This window comes from Vibrio sp. ED002 (genome assembly GCF_023277445.1).
Classification (GTDB): Bacteria; Pseudomonadota; Gammaproteobacteria; order Enterobacterales; family Vibrionaceae; genus Vibrio; species Vibrio jasicida.
Genome location: NZ_CP080239.1, coordinates 607,954 through 624,242, shown reverse-complemented (window position 1 = coordinate 624,242; position 16,289 = coordinate 607,954). Strand labels below are relative to the sequence as shown.

The window sequence follows — 16,289 nt, the reverse complement described above, 5'->3', positions numbered from 1 at the left end:
ACTATCCGTTTCTTAATACGTTCCACGCATCACACAGCACACGAAAGCGTTCTGCGCTGCCGTTTTCTCTATCTGGATGCCAACGCAACGCTAATTTTCGCCATTGCTTACGGATCTCCACTCTTGTCGCGTCACGCCCTAACTCAAACAGACTCAACGCTTTGGCCCTATCAATACAAGAACTGGATGAGCCACCAATGAAGTGTTGATAGCGATTCCAAAAGTCATTCAGCAATCGGCGTACCTCTCCTTCGTTGGCTTCATAATTACTCCAGTCGAGGTAGTATTCTCGTAACGGATTCGTCGTATCGACAGTATGGCGCGTAGCTTCTAATGAGGACATTAACACGATGTCCATGGCTTCAACTTGCAGCCAACCTTCTGGATATAACGTTTCTTGTAATTGATAGAGCGCATTCATCAACAAGAAGTTACGTTTGAAGAGATCTTTATCTGGAGATGAGTCTAATTGGGCAATGTAACCATGCTCACTCAATTCATGAGCTAGAGTATGCACTTTCCAGCCTGAAGGTTTCTTTTTGAGGATTTCGAGGATCGGCCATAACAATGGGTTTTCCATATCATGATGACCACGTTGGCAAACGTCATGTTGTTCGTCCATGTATCCTCTTTGTTTTCACGGTATATTCTCTAAAGCTAGTCAATTTGTACCATAAACACAAAAAGGCCGACAGCAAGAAACGATCGGCCTTTTGAACGAAGATCTCATTGATTTAAATAACGCCGAGTTCTCGTAGTCGTTCCATCAGGTAACTATGTGCTGTGTAACGTTCCGAAAGCACTGTATCAGGCTTTGGATGGAGGAATAACGGCAAAGAAATGCGGGAGTTCTCTTGACGACCACCCGTTGGGTTGATGACTCGGTGTGTCGTTGATGGGAAGTAACCCCCTGACGCTTCTTGTAGCATGTCACCAATGTTGATGATCATATTACCAAAGTCACAAGGCACATCTAACCAATCACCTTCTTTGCTCTTAACTTGCAAGCCCGGCTCATTTGCCGCAGGCAGCACCGTGAGTAAGTTGATGTCTTCATGAGCCGCAGCGCGAATTGCTCCCGGTTCTTCTTCACCCGTCATTGGTGGGTAATGCAAAACGCGTAGCAATGTTTTGTCGCTATTGTTGATCATTTCAGACAGCGCAATAGAAAACTTCTCTTGAACCTCTTTCGGTGCGTACTCTTCTACCCAGCCAAGTAATTCTTGAGCAAATGCGTTCGCACGTTCGTAATACTCTAAGATTTCTTTTTCTAGCTGCACAGGGATCTGACCCCATGGGTATACATGGAAGTACTCTTTGATGTCTTTTACGCTGTGGCCTTTCGCAACTTCAGAAACGGAAGGTGGAAAATAACCGTCTTGTGTTTCAACATTAAATTGGAAATCGTTTTTTTGCGCTGAGCTGAAAAACTCGTACCAGTTTTTGTAAATTGACTCGACCAGCTCTTGTGGGATTGGGTGGTTTTTTAATACACCGAACCCAGTTTCACGTAGTGAGGTGACGAACTGTTGAGCAGCATCGTCAGCAAGATAATCGACAGTTTCCAGTTTCATGACTTTACTTCTTTTTTATTAGACTGAGTCGTGAATTCTATGGATGGGCATGTTGTAAATCAAACTTTAATGAAATGTTTCCGCGCAAACGTTTTATTGTTGAGCAGTTTGCCAATATATCAACAAAAACAGTAATCATTATTTTGACAAAACAAACAATTGCACAGCGTTCAATTAAGTGTGATCATAACGTCAGTATTTAATTGAAGGATCAATTTCTCTATGAAGAATACTTCTACCTTATTGGGTTTAACCATTTTCTATGCCGTCGTATTTCTGTTTTCAGCGTTAGAGCCGAGCTCTCGAGCGGTGTGGTTTGCCGAAATCGTACCAGCCATTGGTATTCTCATCGCGATTTGGGCACTGTCTATTCGTTACCAATTCAGTAACACCGCTTACGTATTGATGTTCATTTGGCTTTGCTTACATACCATTGGCGCAAAATACACGTTCGCAGAAGTCCCCTTTGACTGGTTTAACAATTTGATTGGATCTGAGCGCAACAACTTCGACCGAGTCGCGCACTTTTCTATTGGCTTATACGCATACCCAATCGCTGAATATCTGATTAATAAAAAGAAAATCAGCGCAAGCTTCGCTTCTTGGTTTGCTTTGTTTGCAATCATGTCGTTAGCGGCTGGCTACGAGATCATTGAATGGTGGTACGCCGCGATTGCAGGTGGAGATGAAGGCATTGCCTTTCTGGGATCACAGGGCGATATTTGGGATGCCCAGAAAGACATGTTGTGCGACACCATGGGTGCGATAGTTTCTTTGTTATTACTGACAACTCAACGTCGATTGGCGAAGCCATTCTAAATACGGATTAAACCCTTCGACAATTGGGACCTGTACGATTTGAGCAACTTCATATTCGTGCAGGTCTTTTATTTTGTCTTCCACTAATGCATACAAATCACGCCGCGTCTTAATCACCATGAGCCATTCGTTATCGCTGCAAATTTCCCCTTTCCACACATAATGACTTTCTATTGGCATAGTTTGAATGCACGCAGCGAGTTTAGCCTCTAGTAGACCTTTGATAATTTCATCTCGGTTTTGTTGTGTACCCGCTGTACTCAGTACCATGCAGTAATCGTGTTGTTCGCTCATAACTGACTCTTATTTCATCGTGACCTTACCGCCAATCATCTTGAAGGCGGGCGTTCCTCTTACCAACGTATCTCGTGCAAACTCTTGCTCGCAACCCGGACAAACACAAGGCACTTTAGTGAAGTCTTCGACAATACGTTCTTTAAAACATTTGACCAAAGCACCCTTTCCTCCTTTACGGTATTTAAACAGCTGAGCTTTGCATTTTGCGCAGTATATTTCGACGGTTTTTGTCGGTTGTTTTTTATTCGGTTTCGCCATTTTTCTCTATTTCTGGTTTTACCCATACATTGCTAAAGTCGAACCAGCCTAGTGCGTTGCATTTGGCGTTTTGTAATGCGCCACTGTGGTCTTTATTTACGCCAAGCCAGCAGTGGAACATCGGGATGACTTGGCAACTTTTCACTAATTGTCGACCAAGCTCTCGTGCAGGAAAATCATTGTGTTGCCCTGCTCGCCACTGATCCACCAGCGTTGCCCATCCAGTAAAGTCGTACCCTGCGCTAAATTTATCGATATCACTGTAGTCTAGTAGCCAACCTGCTAGTGCGTCATTGCGATTTGTGGCAATGCCCATGGCTTTAATCCAAATATCCACTTCTTCTGGGGAAGGCGGCTGAGTATCATAGCGAATGAAATCTACATCGATACCATGCGGCTTTAACAGTGTTTTAATGGCCTTCCCGATGACCGGAAACATTGGGTGTTTTTTCTGATAAGCAACACAAATCGTTTTCTCTTTTTGAGGCGCATCACCTCCCATTGTCGGCTTAAGATCTATCCAACCAGGTTTCAATCCAAATGCTTGAAGCACTCCGAGTTCGATGACCTTATCTTGTGGCACAAGAGAGTAAATTTGATAGCTGTTCAATACCTGACTTAGGAACTCTGCCCAACGTGGATCTTTCGCTACCCCTTTGTTTTTATTGAGTAGTAAAAAGGTACAGCCTGGGTCCAGTTCGACTTCGTCGGTGGAGGCTTGTTTGTCCATTTGTGGTTTTGACAAGCTTGGGTAAACCATCGAAGAGTACGCTTCATCAATCACCCAGACTTCGACTTGGTCAAGTAGCGGACGTAGTCCAAAATAACCGTCAAACGCTGTTAATATTAGTCGTTTGTCATCGTTTACTTTGACTTGAAATGGCCCTGTACCGACGGGTTTTCGATCAAACTCTTCTGAGCGAAGCGTCTTGGGAAGCAGGACTTTCGCCTGAGACTCACTCAACGCGAGGGGCAAATACTTATCAGGACGTACAAGATGGATGTCCACCGTCCACGGTTCTGGTGAAATCACTTTTTCTATATGAGAAAACAGATTCAAGCCACTCAATGCAGAAATGCTTTCAATAACACAGTCCGTCGTGAGCAACTCTCCATTATGGAAACGAACACCTCGGCGCAAATAAAAACGCCAATGGGTATCGGATAGCGCTTCCCAATAGTGCGCCAAATCCGGCTGCAGTTGTTCGTTGTCGTCGAGCTTAGTCAAACCGCTGAATACTTGTCGGGCAATATGTTGCTCAGACCGACGCATCGGTTTCTGAGGATTCAACATGGCTAATGGCCGATAGTAAGGCAAACGGACGACTTGCTCACCCTGACGGTGCTGCAAACCAAGGTAGCCTTGGATTACCTGAGTCAGTTTGGCGGCATCATTGTCTAACGCTTCTAAAGCTTGCCCAATTTTTCCTTCATCAAGATAACGACGAGCCAAGTTTTCACTCACGTCACTGCGATTACGTTTAAAGACAAGTTTAGAGAGTTTTCCTCGACCAGCGGCAGGATGCCACTCAATCCACCCTTCTTCCTCTAATTTATTGAGAACGATTCGGGCATTACGTCGAGTACAAAAGAGCGCTTCGGTAATGTCTTCGAGTTGAACTTCCGTGTCATTACCAGAAAATTTTTCAAACAGTGTTTCGAATTGAACACGTAAACGAGGACTGCTCATAAAGAGGAAATTTTAGTTTTCATTGCGATAAACTAAGTTTCCTCATTTTTTGCAAAAAGTGCAAACCTCGGGAGTGAAATTATTGAATGTCGATACCAATTTCTTGCGCTACTTGGCGTAATTGATCTTCATCGTCGAGTTTGATCGACCATTTTGTTTCTGCGCCATGTGCTAACACCACATTCGCACCACGACCAAGCAATTGAATTGCATCAGTTTGGGCTTGCATCGTAACCATACCCGAACCGGTTAACTTGATGACAATTTCACGTTGGGTTGCGATGATCTTACCCAGAGAAAATTCGATAACCATGCCTTACCTTCGTTGAATTACGCTGTCTTTTCTTTTTGATGTTTGACTGCAATGGTCAAACGACTGGTGCAAACCAAACGTTCTCGTTCGTCGGTAATATTGATCTGCCAAACTTGTGTAGATACGCCTAAATGCACTGGTGTAGCCGTCCCAATAACGTAACCGCTTCTCATCGCACGCACATGGTTGGCATTAATGTCTAAGCCAACGCAGTAACTGCCTTCGCCCACACAGAAATTAGCGGCAAGTGAGCCTAACGTTTCTGCTAACACAACCGATGCACCACCATGAAGCATCCCTAATGGCTGATGAGTAAAGCTGCACACAGGCATGGTCGCGGTAAGCGAGTCGTCAGTGAAGTCGGTATAGACGATTTGCAGATGTTCCATCATGGTGTTCTTAGACGTAGCGTTAAGAACCTCCAAGCTCATTGGCTTTTTCCAAATACTCATGTTTTCGCTCTTATTCTAACCAGTTACAACCACTGGTAATCTCGATTTGAAGTGCCTCTAGGATAGTCCCGATCGTAACATCACTTCAAGACGAAACACATCCTTCAACGTGATCAACATAATGGCTTAAAGTTTCTTTACTAAGCGTTATACTATTGGTACAAAACAGAAAATATTTATATGGACCCCACTATGAGAACATGGATTAAAGCATCAGTGCTTTTCACTATAGCTGGCTTAACAGCGTGCAGTTCTTCCCCTACTGGCCGCAATCAGATTTTAATGTTTTCTGATCAAGAAATGTCTTCACTTGGTGCAAAATCGTTTGATCAAATGAAGAAAGAGATCCCGATCAGCAAAGACAAGAAAACCAATGCATACGTTCAATGTGTTGCAAAACAAATCACTGATACCATTCCACCACAAGCTGGGTTTAAAGATTGGGAAGTGGTTGTCTTTGATAGTGACCAAGTGAACGCCTTTGCGTTACCCGGTGGCAAAATTGGCGTATACACAGGACTGTTGAAAGTCGCTAAAAACCAAGACCAACTCGCAACCGTTATTGGCCACGAGGTTGCTCACGTCCTAGCGGATCACAGTAACGAACGCCTCTCTCAAAGCCAACTCACCAACGCAGGGTTGTCCCTTGCTAATGTTGCAATTGGCGCCTCTGAATACAAGCAATACCAGCAAATGACCATGGCGGCATTAGGTGTTGGTGTTCAGTATGGTGTGATTCTTCCTTATGGTAGAACTCAAGAGTCGGAAGCGGATATTGTTGGCCTTGGCTTTATGGCAAAGGCGGGATTCGACCCGAATCAGAGCGTCGATCTTTGGCAAAATATGGGCAAAGCCGGTGGTGCGCAACCACCTGAGTTCTTCTCAACCCACCCATCGCATAACACTCGTATCAGAGATTTGCAGGCTACCATTAAAACCTTGCCAGCTTCTACCGTGAAAGCTCCAAAGTGCGGGTAATTTAATGTTTTAGGTTGTATTACGTAAAAATACATAATTAATCTAACACCAAAAACACGAAAGCTCCGTTAGGCTAAAACCTACCGGAGCTTTCTTTTTAGTTCTTGCCTTTATGGCCCCTGCTTCAGATGAGATTGGTCAGCTCGAGAGCGAAAATTAGGTGCCCAGAATTTGCAATGGCAAACTGAGTAAGCTATCTCCTAACCCAGCAAAGTACCAAATGATCGCCACAAAACCACCGACGGATACTAAGTACCATGCAAACGAGAACAGTTGGCCATAACGGGTTAACGGCAATAAGTGGCTATGATGTCGCGTTCGCCATTCCATTACCACTTCCAACATGCCCATCATTAATAGAAACCCTAATAACGTTAAACCAAACGTGTAACTGATATAGATTCCAAACAATGCTGCAAGAATACTACCGACAAGCCCGACCCAAGTGTTCATTGAAAAGGTAATACTTTTTAAGACGTGACCACCATCTAAAGGTAGAATCGGCAATAGGTTGAAAAGGTTTAACAGTGCATTAAACACTGCCAACCCTGCGAAGATCATTTCTCCAGTCATCCAGTAAAGAACGGTGAAAATGATACTAAGCACCAAGCCAAAGAACGGCCCCATTATAGAAATAACCACGTCTTGCCATCGAGTATTTATCTTTTCATCACTCAGCGCTAAACCACCAAGAAACGGGATGAGATAAATTCCTTTGGTCTTCATGCCGAAGTACTTCATCGCCTTAATGTGCCCGTATTCGTGAAAAACAAGACACGCCAACAATGCCAAAGCAAACTCAATGGAAAATAACCAGGAGTACGCTGCTAGACTTGCCGATGCAAGTGCGACCTTGATGACTTTCGCACTCTTCAGTGCTTTCATCCCCAGTGACACCATACCAATTAAACTAAAACGCTTTTCGGTTGGCGGCGCTTCAACCGGTATCTGACGCTCAATGTCTTTTTCGTTTCTTGTCCCTTCGGTAACCAAAACATCGTCGATAAACGCTTGATATTTGAAATCAAACGGTTGCCAATTTAGCTCACAGTCGAGTTGGCAAGATAAGATCTCTTCCGCTGAAGAAAGCTTAAATTGATGTGAGGTTTTGCCTGAATCATCCTCACTGGCATCAATTTGCGATACCAAAGTGTTATCCCAAAACAACTGCTGCCATCCAGCCATTGACCCTTCTAATCTCAATGGTCTCCCAAGAAATTCAATGTGTAGTAATTCCACGCTATTCCCAATGCGATAAACACGAAGTGCGGATTATGCCTGTAAAGGAATCGAACGAAAAGCATGTTAACAACTAGTGTTTGACTATCATTTAACCATCAGATTTACAAAAAAACTCTGGTCGTACCATTTGTTATAAAAATATCACCATAATACATGGCCTTACTAAATGCCATTTGACCTATGCATCAAATTTAAAACGTAATATAGGTATGATCTTTGACAAGTTAATAAACATACAATTAACATTATCGTTACATCACAGTTGTAATTCGAACCGACAACAGCTGGTGTAATCGCTACACAACAATTACAAAGACTTCGGTCTAACATAATGACACCCTAGGAGGGTCAAGGATGAACAAGAAGCACTGCTCTCTGCTTACAATTTCAATATTGTTTGCGTGTAATGCCCAATCGGCGGGCTTTCAGGTTGCTGAGCACTCGGCATCTGGTCTTGGTAGAGCATTTTCAGGTGAAGGCGCGGTTGCGGATAATGCAAGCGTATTAGCACGTAACCCAGCTGCGATGACACTTTTTAAAGAAGCTCAATTTTCAGGTGCACTGTCTATTGTCGACCCTGAAGTTAACGTCTACGACACTTACCATAAAGAGCACGCTGACGACGTGGCTCCGCTACAAATCGTTCCAGCGGGTTACTACATCAGCCCAATCAATGATCAATGGGCTTGGGGTATTGGTATGTTCACTACCTATGGTGTTGCGACTGATTACCCAGATGATATCTCTGCCGGTGATATGGCGGGTGATACCTCCCTACTTTCCGTCAACCTAAACCCTAATATCGCTTATCGCATTAACGAGCAATTCAGCGTTGGTGGTGGTATTAACTTGGTATACGCACACGCAGAGTTAACTCGCCACAAAGGTGCACTTGCTCCGCTATTTGGTCCTGACAGCAAGAAATCAGACAACCTCATTGGTATGGAAGGCGACACGTTTGCTTGGGGTTGGAACATTGGCGCTTTATACGAGCTGAATGAAAACAACCGCTTTGGCTTTGGTTACCGCTCTAAAGTGGACCTTGACTTTGATGAAGGTGAATTCAGCAGCTATGACTCTGGTGTCGCCAACGCTGCAAAAGTAGATGGCCGTCTGCAAATTTCTCTTCCGTCTATTATCGAACTTTCTGCATTCCATCAGTTAAACGAAACGTGGGCGATCCACTACGGATGGCAACAAACGGACTGGAGCACATTTAAAGAATTAAAAGCAACCAGTAAAGATTGTGCTGGTGGTGTGTGCTTCTTCAAACCTGAAAAATACGAAGACAACAACCGTTACTCCTTCGGTGGTACATACACTCTGAACAACCAATGGACACTTCGCGCGGGTATCGCCTATGACGAGCAAGCCGGTAAAGCCACATTGAGTATCCCTGATAGCGACCGTTTTTGGTACAGCGCAGGCGTGACTTATGCAATGAAAGAAAACCTAACCTTCGATGCAGGTTTTGCTTTCGTCAAGAGTAAGTCTGGCTCGTTTACTGAAACCAACGCCGCGGATCAAGAGATTACTTTTGATTCAGAAGGTACGGCCTACATCAGTGCTGTACAAATGAACTACACGTTCAAGTAATTAGGATTAACGGAGTAAACCAATGAAACATACGTTTAAACTATCACTGCTTTGTTCTGCAATCCTACTTGCAGGTTGTGGTGACAATACATCGAGCTCTGGTACATCAGATACACCGACGTTTGAGCCTGAAGTACAAGCGCTACTTGACCGCAACACATCGATTAGCTTTACATTGCAAGGTGCAGATGCAGACGTTCCTGCGCCATCTTACTTATTGATGGATAGCACAGACGGAACGCTTGGCCTTCCAACAGGCGGGGACGATGCATTAACTAATCCCCTAGCTGCCATGAACACAATGGATGGTTGGTCAACGTCTATGCCAATCGTTCTTAACTTCAATGGCGATGGTTTTGCTGACGGCCTTGTTACTTCTGGTATCAGTGTTATTAAAATAAACCAACGTCTTACCGATTGGGATGGCGCTTCAAACCCAATCGAAAAAGTACTTACGCTGGGTACTGACTACGTTGTACAAGCGAGCGGCAATTCTCTGTACATTCAGTTTATGAACTCTTTGGACGAATCTGGCGAATACATCTTCGCGGTAACTCAAGCGATTCAAGACGTAAACGGAAATCCAATTGGTACGTCAGGAAGCTATGCGACAGGTAAAACGAAAGAGATCGTTTATGAGACTGGTGACTTAGCTTCAGTACAGGCAGCCACGACAGCAGTAGAGGGTATTTTCGGACTCGCAAGTGTCAACCCTGCTGATATTGTTTACTCATCATGGTTTAGCACACAATCTGTAGGCGATACGCTTGCTGCTGTGAAAGGCGTCACGGCAACCGGTTTTGCTACTGGTGCTAATACGTTAAATACTGTGTACAAAAACGACGCAAACGAAGGTGCTATTGACCTTTCTACCGCATACACTCTGACAATGGGGACGACACAAGACTTTGTTACAGCACTTGACGCTGATGAAGACTTTAACAAGTACGTTAGTGACCTGGATGCAGCTAAAACAGCAATCAAAGGTTTATATGCTGGCGCTAACGTGGCGGTCAATGTGACACAAGGTGTTGCAAAACTGCCTCATTATCTAGAGAAAGGCGCTGACTGGAACATGCAACCAATGGTTTCTGCAATGCCTAGCCTTGCTAAAGTCAGTGCTGCACTAGCGGATGAAGGCGAACAAGCGAATATGGTTCAACAGCTTTCTACAGGTGTATTTGCCGATGATCCTGTAGATGTCACTAAGTTAGCTACGGACCCGACAGAGCAGTTAAAGCTTGTTGGTTCGACTCTGTATCTAACGGACGGAACACAACTGGATAGCGACCGCATTATCACTCGTTATTCACCTGTACCAGTGGTTAAATCAATCGAAGACGTCGAGTTCTTGTTGTTTACACCGCAAACTGGCACACCTACAGATGTCGTAATTTACCAACACGGTATTACATCAGCTAAAGAAAATGCGTACTCTTTTGCGTTTAATATGGTAAAAGCAGGTGTTGCTGTTATTGCAATCGATCTACCGATCCATGGTACTCGTAGTCTAGATGACCAACGCTCAGCCAACGCAGATGTACTGGCTTACCTGAACCTTTCTAACCTAGCAGTGGCGCGTGATAACCTTCGCCAAAGCGTGCTCGATGTGCTGGGTTTACGTGCAAGCTTAGTTGTTTCAGCGCAAGCTGGCCTTCTGGCGAGCAGCCCGCTTCAAGGCTTTAACCCGATGACGGGTTCAAAAGTGAAGATGCTTGGTCACTCATTGGGTGGTATCGTCGGTACTTCTGCAGTAGCAGCGGCGAACAACACATTGGGTAGCCCAACGGCAGACGCGTTGTACACATTCAGCGGCGCATCAATTCAAAACGCAGGTGGCCAAATTGGTAACCTACTGCTTGGTTCGTCTAACTTTGGTCCACAGATCAAACACAACTTGGCTTATGCAGCATCAACTGAGTACGTGAGCTACGCTGATGCATCTTGTGCAGAGCTATCAGATAAAGCGTGTTACGAGGCATTTGAACAAGTAGCAAGCGACGCACAACTAGCGGCACTTAATGCTGGTTTCTCTAGCTTTATCTACGCTGCGCAGACGACGCTAGATACGGTTGATCCATTTACTAACGCGAGTGACCTAATGGCTTCAGGTTCGCTTTCAACACCATTCTTTATGACAGAAGTCGATGGTGACGATACTGTGCCAAACAACGTAGCCAATGCACCGTTTGCGGGTACTGAACCTCTAGCAGCGAAACTAGGACTAACAACGGTGAACAGTTCGAGCACAACCGTGTCTCCTTCTGCGAGCTTTGTACAGTTCAATGCAACTGCGACACACAGTACATTCGCTTCTCCTGGCGGTACGTTAGCGGACCTAGACCATCATGTAGAGATGCAGATGGAAAATGCTGACTTCCTAATGGACGATATGCTAACGGGTGTAACTAACACCGCTGTACTTAAGTAAGCATCGTTACTAAACCAAAGCCCAGTTTCGACTGGGCTTTTTCGTTTCAGTGCTATTCAAACCCACTCATATTTCCTCTGCTATAGTTAAGTCGATGTCTTTGTCTAACTCACTTGTTTAAAAAGGAAAACTCTATGCGCGTATTGACCGTGATTGCCACTGCACTACTTCTTGCCGCTTGCGGTAGCAGCCAATATCTTATGTCAACGAATGAAGGGAAAATCATTACCTCTTACGGCAAGCCAGATCTCAATGAAGATACTGGTATGTACGAATATGAGGACGTAGATGGAAAAGAAATGAGCATTTCTAAAGACCAAGTTGTACAGATCATTGAACGATAAAACACCGTGCCCTCTGGAAAACAGAGGGCACTTCTCATTCACTCTGAATAACTCAACTTGAAACTAATAGCCTTTATCAATGCAACTAATTCATCATTCAAAACAATCAACACCCTTATTTATATTCTCACTATTATTTGGTTAGCGAATATTTTACATCTTCACTCCTTTCAGGTTGGAATATTGTAAAATCTCGCCTTTAATTCTCTAACACCCTTTTATTTCTCAGGATAAAGTGGATAATACCGCCACCAAAAAAAACATTACTAAGGTGAGTCCTTATGTCTATCGAAGCTACTTTGCTTGCTCGCTGCGAGTCAAAATGTGAACTGTGTTCTTCTGAATCTCAACTAACAGCATTTGCTGTTCCACCACACGGTAACGTGACTGTTGATACTGCTATCATGGTTTGTGATAAGTGTCATGGTGAGATCGAAGACCCTAAAGACATTAACCACTGGCGCTGCCTAAACGACAGCATGTGGAGCCAAGTACCTGCGGTACAAGTCACTGCATGGCGCCAACTTACTCGCCTAAACTCTGAAAGCTGGGCTCAAGATGCTCTTGACATGATGTACATGGAAGAAGAGCAAATGAACTGGGCAATGAAAGGTATGTCTGCTGACGACAAAACGGTTGACTGCAACGGCACTGAACTTAAAAAAGGTGACGACGTAACCGTAATCAAAGACCTACCAGTTAAAGGTACAAACCAAGTAATCAAACAAGGTACTGTTATTCGTGGTATCAGCCTTGGTGATGATCCTAAACTTGTTTCAGGTAAGGCAAACGGCGGTCAGTCAATGTACGTGATCGCTGAGTACTGCCGTAAGAAGTAATCTCGATATTACTTTCGAAGTTTAACGGGGTTCCAATTGGGACCCCGTTTTCGTTTCTAACTTCCGCTTTCTTCTACTTATCTATTTTATCGCTGTCATTCCTCGCTTTCGCTCTCAAGCATTTTCGATTATGGTTCGAGAAGGAACAAATTAAGATGGATTGTTGTATGAAGAAGTTAACCATTCTTGATGGTGGTATGGGCCGTGAACTCAAACGCATTGGGGCACCTTTCTCGCAGCCACAATGGAGCGCTCAAGCTCTGATTGAATCTCCCGAGTACGTCTATCAGGCGCACCAAAGCTTTATCAATGCTGGGGCGGAGATCATTATCACCAACAGTTATGCTTGTGTACCGTTTCATCTTGGTGAAACACTCTACGAACAACGTGGTAGTGAGCTTGCTCGTCAAGCGGCTCAGATTGCACAAGAATGCGCAAATCAATCACCAAACGACATTGTCGTCGCAGGCTGTATTCCCCCCGCATTTGGTAGCTATCGCCCTGACCTATTTGAAAAAGAGCAAGGCGAACAGATCTTCGAAACGTTACTGAAAGCACAAGATGACTATGTCGCGATCTGGATTGCGGAAACGATCTGCAGCCTAGAGGAGCTCACTTGTTTGCAAAACGTCTTTAATAGCTGCAATAAACCGGTCGTTTATGCCTTTTCTCTCAACGACGACGTGTCAAGCACCGCACTCCTTCGTTCCGGGGAAACCGTAACGCAAGCCATTGAACAAGTGGTGGCCAATGCTTCGGTTAATACACGTGGTATATACTTCAACTGTTCGGTACCAGAGGTAATGGCAAAAGCGGTCAGCGACACCAACGCTATCTTAAACAAACACAAGAGCAATATTGATATTGGCGTTTATGCAAATAACTTTACTGCAATTAAATCTGATCATGAAGCAAATAGCGCACTTCAGTCCATGCGCGAACTTACTCCTAAAGAATACGTCGAATTTGCGAAAGAATGGTATGTAAAAGGAGCAACCGTCATTGGTGGATGCTGCGGTATCGGCCCAGAACACATCAAAGCGTTGGTGGATTGGAAAAACGCAGTGTAAACATTCTAATCAATTTCTCCTGCAACCGTCTGTACACGGTTAAAGGTACCAGGCTCAGTTACCCAAGCCGCAGCGGCATCAATATTATCTAATGGTTGACTGAGCTTAAACGTCCACTGTCCATTCTCTGTACGACTTTGTTGTTTCTCTAATACCACAAAATTATGCTCAAGGACTTTACCTTTATTCTCACCCCTTTTCACTGGTGTGGTTTCATTGTTTGAGAGAAACACAATCGTCGCATCATACATACCCACCTCTTCAAATCGCAGGGTGAATTGGTTGCCAGATCGCTCTAGAACCAAAGATTTGGCTTTATCATTGTGGTTGCTTGGTAACACACGCTCACGCCAGTTGAAGAAGCCGCGCCATTCTTTACCATCAACGACAAATGCCGGAGTATAAACACTCCCTACCGCGCCATAAGCACGATACAAACGTTGCAGCTGAGAGAATTCAGGCTTTGCAAATTTGTCTTTCCAGCCAAGATAGTCCCAATAGTCAACGTGGTAGGCAACGGGAATGTACTTTCCCCACAAATCAGGGTTGGATTCGAACGTGGAAAGGTATTTGTCTGCAGGTGGACAACTAGAGCAACCTTCTGAAGTAAACAGTTCGATGACTTGGGCAGGCCGCCCCTCATGAGACCATATTTGAGAAGCAGAAAGGCTCGCTAGAATAGACAAAGTTGATATAGCAATCATAGACAGTTCCTTCTTGTAACTACTGACTATGACCGTGCTACCTAAAGATAGCTTTCAATACTGTTTTAGAAGTGTAGATTTCAGATACAAAAATGCCGGCAAATTAAGCCGGCATTTCGAATTCGCTTTATGTTCAGATTAACGATACATACCGATATCTTTCTGAATATGTGCTGACAAATCTTCTGCGTAGTAGCTGCGAGGTGCAGAATTGTCTACAAAAAGAATGTCTAGTAGGTGAGCAATCAATCCTTTGAAGTTAACCGAGTAGGTTTTCTTATCCATAGAGGTTGGTAAAGCTACATTTGTCATTTGCATTGCTTGTGCCATGATTGCCTCTCTTTAAAAGCAGTAATTTGTTTCGTTGGTTGTATATTAGTCATTTTTTCATTCAGCAAAAAATGACAAAATTTGCTCATTCAAATTAGTTTTTCTAATGAAACAAAGTGTTTACAAACACCAAGAATACAAAAGCCACCAAAATGAATAGTTATTCATAAATTGAAATCTTTAGTTGAATAACTTGGATTTACGTAGGTAAACCCAAGTTCAAATGCAACATTTTTTTAACTGAAATCGTTTTCCAGTGTTTTTGAATTTACAAAATCATCAAGAGTTCTGATTAGTAATATTAACGCTAGAATTATCGTTAGATTTGTTCTTATAAATAGATGCAATAACCGCCGCCGTCATGACCGTAACCAAGAACGTTAATGACCAAACCGTCGGGATTTCATATTGAGTTCCGACTAGCAGCATCTTGATACCGATAAAGATCATGATGACCGACAAGGCTGGTTTTAGATAAACAAACTTATCCAACATCGCTTGAAGTACAAAGTACAATGAACGTAAGCCCAGTAGAGCAAATACGTTTGCCGCTAAAACTAGGAACGGTTCACGTGTGACAGCGAAGATCGCAGGGATAGAATCCAGAGCGAACATAACGTCCATCACCGCAATCACACCAACAACGATCAACATTGGCGTTGCAACCCACTTACCTGCTTGTTTTAAGATCAAGTGGTTGCCTTGATACTCGTCTGTCACTGGTAAGAACTTGCGAATGAATTGCTCAGGATAAGGGTTCACCTCTTCTTCTTCGCCTTTATCTCGCGCTAACTTGATACCAGTCCAAATTAGGAATGCCGCGAATAGGTAAAGCACCCAGTGGTATTGAGCCAACAACTGCGCACCAACAGCAATCATGATTGCACGTAGCACTAACGCACCAATGACACCCCACAGTAAAGCACGAGGACGTAAATGTTCTGGCACCTTGTATTGCGCAAAGATAATCGCAAAAACAAACAAGTTGTCGACACTTAACGATTTCTCAAGCAAATAACCCGTTAAGAATGATATGGTCGCCTTTTCGTGAGTATAAACGCTATGAGGCGCGTAATAATCCCAAAAGAAATAGATAGAACCTGCAAAGACAAACGCTAATAAGAACCAGAATACGCTCCAACCAATCGCTTTTTTCATGGTAATCACGCCGCCACGAGTCTGATAGATATCGAGAGCGACTAACACCAAAGTAAATAGGCCGAATACACCGTACATTGTCAGTGATTCTTGCAGTGGAACAGACTGGGATAATTGGGTGGTATTTTCGATAAGAGACATGCTTCCTCCCGTGCGGAAGGACATTATTCGGGCTGACCTTCCGCAAACAATAC

General features: G+C 43.9%; 18 protein-coding genes. 7 read left to right on the top strand and 11 right to left on the bottom strand.

Going from position 1 to position 16,289, the window contains the following annotated elements; genetic code table 11:
* Nucleotide 1 precedes the first annotated feature (1 nt).
* Nucleotides 2-622, bottom strand: coding sequence for a DNA-J related domain-containing protein (locus ITG12_RS19595; RefSeq protein WP_045465675.1), 621 nt, complete (start codon nt 620-622; stop codon nt 2-4).
* Nucleotides 623-734: 112 nt separating this feature from the next.
* Entirely contained in the window at nt 735-1,574 is an 840-nt protein-coding gene (locus ITG12_RS19590) for a 2OG-Fe(II) oxygenase family protein (RefSeq protein ID WP_038870749.1), read from the bottom strand.
* A gap of 222 nt (nt 1,575-1,796) precedes the next feature.
* Between ITG12_RS19590 and ITG12_RS19585 the strand changes: the two genes are divergently transcribed.
* The gene (locus ITG12_RS19585; RefSeq protein ID WP_038870750.1) at nt 1,797-2,393 is read left to right on the top strand and encodes a DUF2238 domain-containing protein; all 597 of its coding nucleotides are present in this window, start codon (nt 1,797-1,799) and stop codon (nt 2,391-2,393) included.
* Here ITG12_RS19585 and cutA read toward each other — a convergent pair.
* From cutA to ITG12_RS19560, 5 genes are all read right to left on the bottom strand, one after another.
* Nucleotides 2,355-2,687: a divalent-cation tolerance protein CutA gene (cutA, locus tag ITG12_RS19580; RefSeq protein ID WP_038877912.1), complete on the bottom strand. Its 333-nt coding sequence runs from the start codon at nt 2,685-2,687 to the stop codon at nt 2,355-2,357. The genes ITG12_RS19585 and cutA overlap by 39 nt on opposite strands.
* Nucleotides 2,688-2,696: 9 nt before the next feature.
* Entirely contained in the window at nt 2,697-2,948 is a 252-nt protein-coding gene (locus ITG12_RS19575; RefSeq protein WP_038870753.1) for a hypothetical protein, read from the bottom strand.
* Nucleotides 2,932-4,638 (bottom strand): SgrR family transcriptional regulator, encoded by a 1,707-nt coding sequence (locus ITG12_RS19570; RefSeq protein WP_248874786.1) that lies wholly within the window; start codon nt 4,636-4,638, stop codon nt 2,932-2,934. Before ITG12_RS19570 ends, ITG12_RS19575 begins: the two co-directional genes overlap by 17 nt.
* 79 nt (nt 4,639-4,717) lie before the next feature.
* Entirely contained in the window at nt 4,718-4,951 is a 234-nt protein-coding gene (locus ITG12_RS19565) for a DUF3389 domain-containing protein (protein WP_038870757.1), read from the bottom strand.
* A gap of 17 nt (nt 4,952-4,968) precedes the next feature.
* A complete protein-coding gene (locus tag ITG12_RS19560) occupies nt 4,969-5,403 on the bottom strand; it encodes a hotdog fold thioesterase (protein WP_038870760.1) in 435 nt (144 codons plus the stop codon).
* Nucleotides 5,404-5,595: 192 nt separating this feature from the next.
* Between ITG12_RS19560 and ITG12_RS19555 the strand changes: the two genes are divergently transcribed.
* A complete protein-coding gene (locus ITG12_RS19555) occupies nt 5,596-6,381 on the top strand; it encodes a M48 family metallopeptidase (protein ID WP_038870761.1) in 786 nt (261 codons plus the stop codon).
* A gap of 156 nt (nt 6,382-6,537) precedes the next feature.
* On the opposite strand, the gene ITG12_RS19550 is transcribed toward ITG12_RS19555, so the two are convergent.
* The gene (locus ITG12_RS19550) at nt 6,538-7,566 is read right to left on the bottom strand and encodes a site-2 protease family protein (protein ID WP_050568835.1); all 1,029 of its coding nucleotides are present in this window, start codon (nt 7,564-7,566) and stop codon (nt 6,538-6,540) included.
* A 411-nt stretch (nt 7,567-7,977) separates the two neighbouring features.
* Between ITG12_RS19550 and ITG12_RS19545 the strand changes: the two genes are divergently transcribed.
* From ITG12_RS19545 to ITG12_RS19525, 5 genes are all read left to right on the top strand, one after another.
* Complete coding sequence (locus tag ITG12_RS19545; RefSeq protein WP_248874784.1) at nt 7,978-9,219, top strand: porin; 1,242 nt, start codon at nt 7,978-7,980, stop codon at nt 9,217-9,219.
* 22 nt (nt 9,220-9,241) lie between these two features.
* Complete coding sequence (locus tag ITG12_RS19540) at nt 9,242-11,650, top strand: VolA/Pla-1 family phospholipase (RefSeq protein WP_248874782.1); 2,409 nt, start codon at nt 9,242-9,244, stop codon at nt 11,648-11,650.
* A gap of 134 nt (nt 11,651-11,784) precedes the next feature.
* Complete coding sequence (locus ITG12_RS19535) at nt 11,785-11,994, top strand: YgdI/YgdR family lipoprotein (RefSeq protein WP_005435119.1); 210 nt, start codon at nt 11,785-11,787, stop codon at nt 11,992-11,994.
* Between the two features lie 281 nt (nt 11,995-12,275).
* Complete coding sequence (locus ITG12_RS19530; RefSeq protein WP_038870769.1) at nt 12,276-12,833, top strand: alkylphosphonate utilization protein; 558 nt, start codon at nt 12,276-12,278, stop codon at nt 12,831-12,833.
* A gap of 167 nt (nt 12,834-13,000) precedes the next feature.
* A complete protein-coding gene (locus ITG12_RS19525) occupies nt 13,001-13,903 on the top strand; it encodes a homocysteine S-methyltransferase family protein (RefSeq protein ID WP_038878141.1) in 903 nt (300 codons plus the stop codon).
* Between the two features lie 5 nt (nt 13,904-13,908).
* Here the strand turns inward: ITG12_RS19525 and ITG12_RS19520 are convergent, their stop codons facing one another.
* The 3 genes from ITG12_RS19520 to ITG12_RS19510 form a co-directional block, all read right to left on the bottom strand.
* Complete coding sequence (locus tag ITG12_RS19520) at nt 13,909-14,607, bottom strand: DUF1223 domain-containing protein (protein WP_248874780.1); 699 nt, start codon at nt 14,605-14,607, stop codon at nt 13,909-13,911.
* 138 nt (nt 14,608-14,745) lie between these two features.
* The gene (locus ITG12_RS19515; RefSeq protein WP_005424996.1) at nt 14,746-14,937 is read right to left on the bottom strand and encodes a hypothetical protein; all 192 of its coding nucleotides are present in this window, start codon (nt 14,935-14,937) and stop codon (nt 14,746-14,748) included.
* Between the two features lie 279 nt (nt 14,938-15,216).
* Nucleotides 15,217-16,236 (bottom strand): TerC family protein, encoded by a 1,020-nt coding sequence (locus ITG12_RS19510; protein ID WP_042604192.1) that lies wholly within the window; start codon nt 16,234-16,236, stop codon nt 15,217-15,219.
* Between the last annotated feature and the right edge of the window lie 53 nt (nt 16,237-16,289).

Bases quoted from the DNA above. Each gene is read 5' to 3' on its own strand.
- ITG12_RS19595 (WP_045465675.1), bottom strand. From the start codon at position 622: ATGGACGAACAACATGACGTTTGCCAACGTGGTCATCATGATATGGAA.
- ITG12_RS19590 (WP_038870749.1), bottom strand. From the start codon at position 1,574: ATGAAACTGGAAACTGTCGATTATCTTGCTGACGATGCTGCTCAACAG.
- ITG12_RS19585 (WP_038870750.1), top strand. From the start codon at position 1,797: ATGAAGAATACTTCTACCTTATTGGGTTTAACCATTTTCTATGCCGTC.
- cutA (WP_038877912.1), bottom strand. From the start codon at position 2,687: ATGAGCGAACAACACGATTACTGCATGGTACTGAGTACAGCGGGTACA.
- ITG12_RS19575 (WP_038870753.1), bottom strand. From the start codon at position 2,948: ATGGCGAAACCGAATAAAAAACAACCGACAAAAACCGTCGAAATATAC.
- ITG12_RS19570 (WP_248874786.1), bottom strand. From the start codon at position 4,638: ATGAGCAGTCCTCGTTTACGTGTTCAATTCGAAACACTGTTTGAAAAA.
- ITG12_RS19565 (WP_038870757.1), bottom strand. From the start codon at position 4,951: ATGGTTATCGAATTTTCTCTGGGTAAGATCATCGCAACCCAACGTGAA.
- ITG12_RS19560 (WP_038870760.1), bottom strand. From the start codon at position 5,403: ATGAGTATTTGGAAAAAGCCAATGAGCTTGGAGGTTCTTAACGCTACG.
- ITG12_RS19555 (WP_038870761.1), top strand. From the start codon at position 5,596: ATGAGAACATGGATTAAAGCATCAGTGCTTTTCACTATAGCTGGCTTA.
- ITG12_RS19550 (WP_050568835.1), bottom strand. From the start codon at position 7,566: ATGGCTGGATGGCAGCAGTTGTTTTGGGATAACACTTTGGTATCGCAA.
- ITG12_RS19545 (WP_248874784.1), top strand. From the start codon at position 7,978: ATGAACAAGAAGCACTGCTCTCTGCTTACAATTTCAATATTGTTTGCG.
- ITG12_RS19540 (WP_248874782.1), top strand. From the start codon at position 9,242: ATGAAACATACGTTTAAACTATCACTGCTTTGTTCTGCAATCCTACTT.
- ITG12_RS19535 (WP_005435119.1), top strand. From the start codon at position 11,785: ATGCGCGTATTGACCGTGATTGCCACTGCACTACTTCTTGCCGCTTGC.
- ITG12_RS19530 (WP_038870769.1), top strand. From the start codon at position 12,276: ATGTCTATCGAAGCTACTTTGCTTGCTCGCTGCGAGTCAAAATGTGAA.
- ITG12_RS19525 (WP_038878141.1), top strand. From the start codon at position 13,001: ATGAAGAAGTTAACCATTCTTGATGGTGGTATGGGCCGTGAACTCAAA.
- ITG12_RS19520 (WP_248874780.1), bottom strand. From the start codon at position 14,607: ATGATTGCTATATCAACTTTGTCTATTCTAGCGAGCCTTTCTGCTTCT.
- ITG12_RS19515 (WP_005424996.1), bottom strand. From the start codon at position 14,937: ATGGCACAAGCAATGCAAATGACAAATGTAGCTTTACCAACCTCTATG.
- ITG12_RS19510 (WP_042604192.1), bottom strand. From the start codon at position 16,236: ATGTCTCTTATCGAAAATACCACCCAATTATCCCAGTCTGTTCCACTG.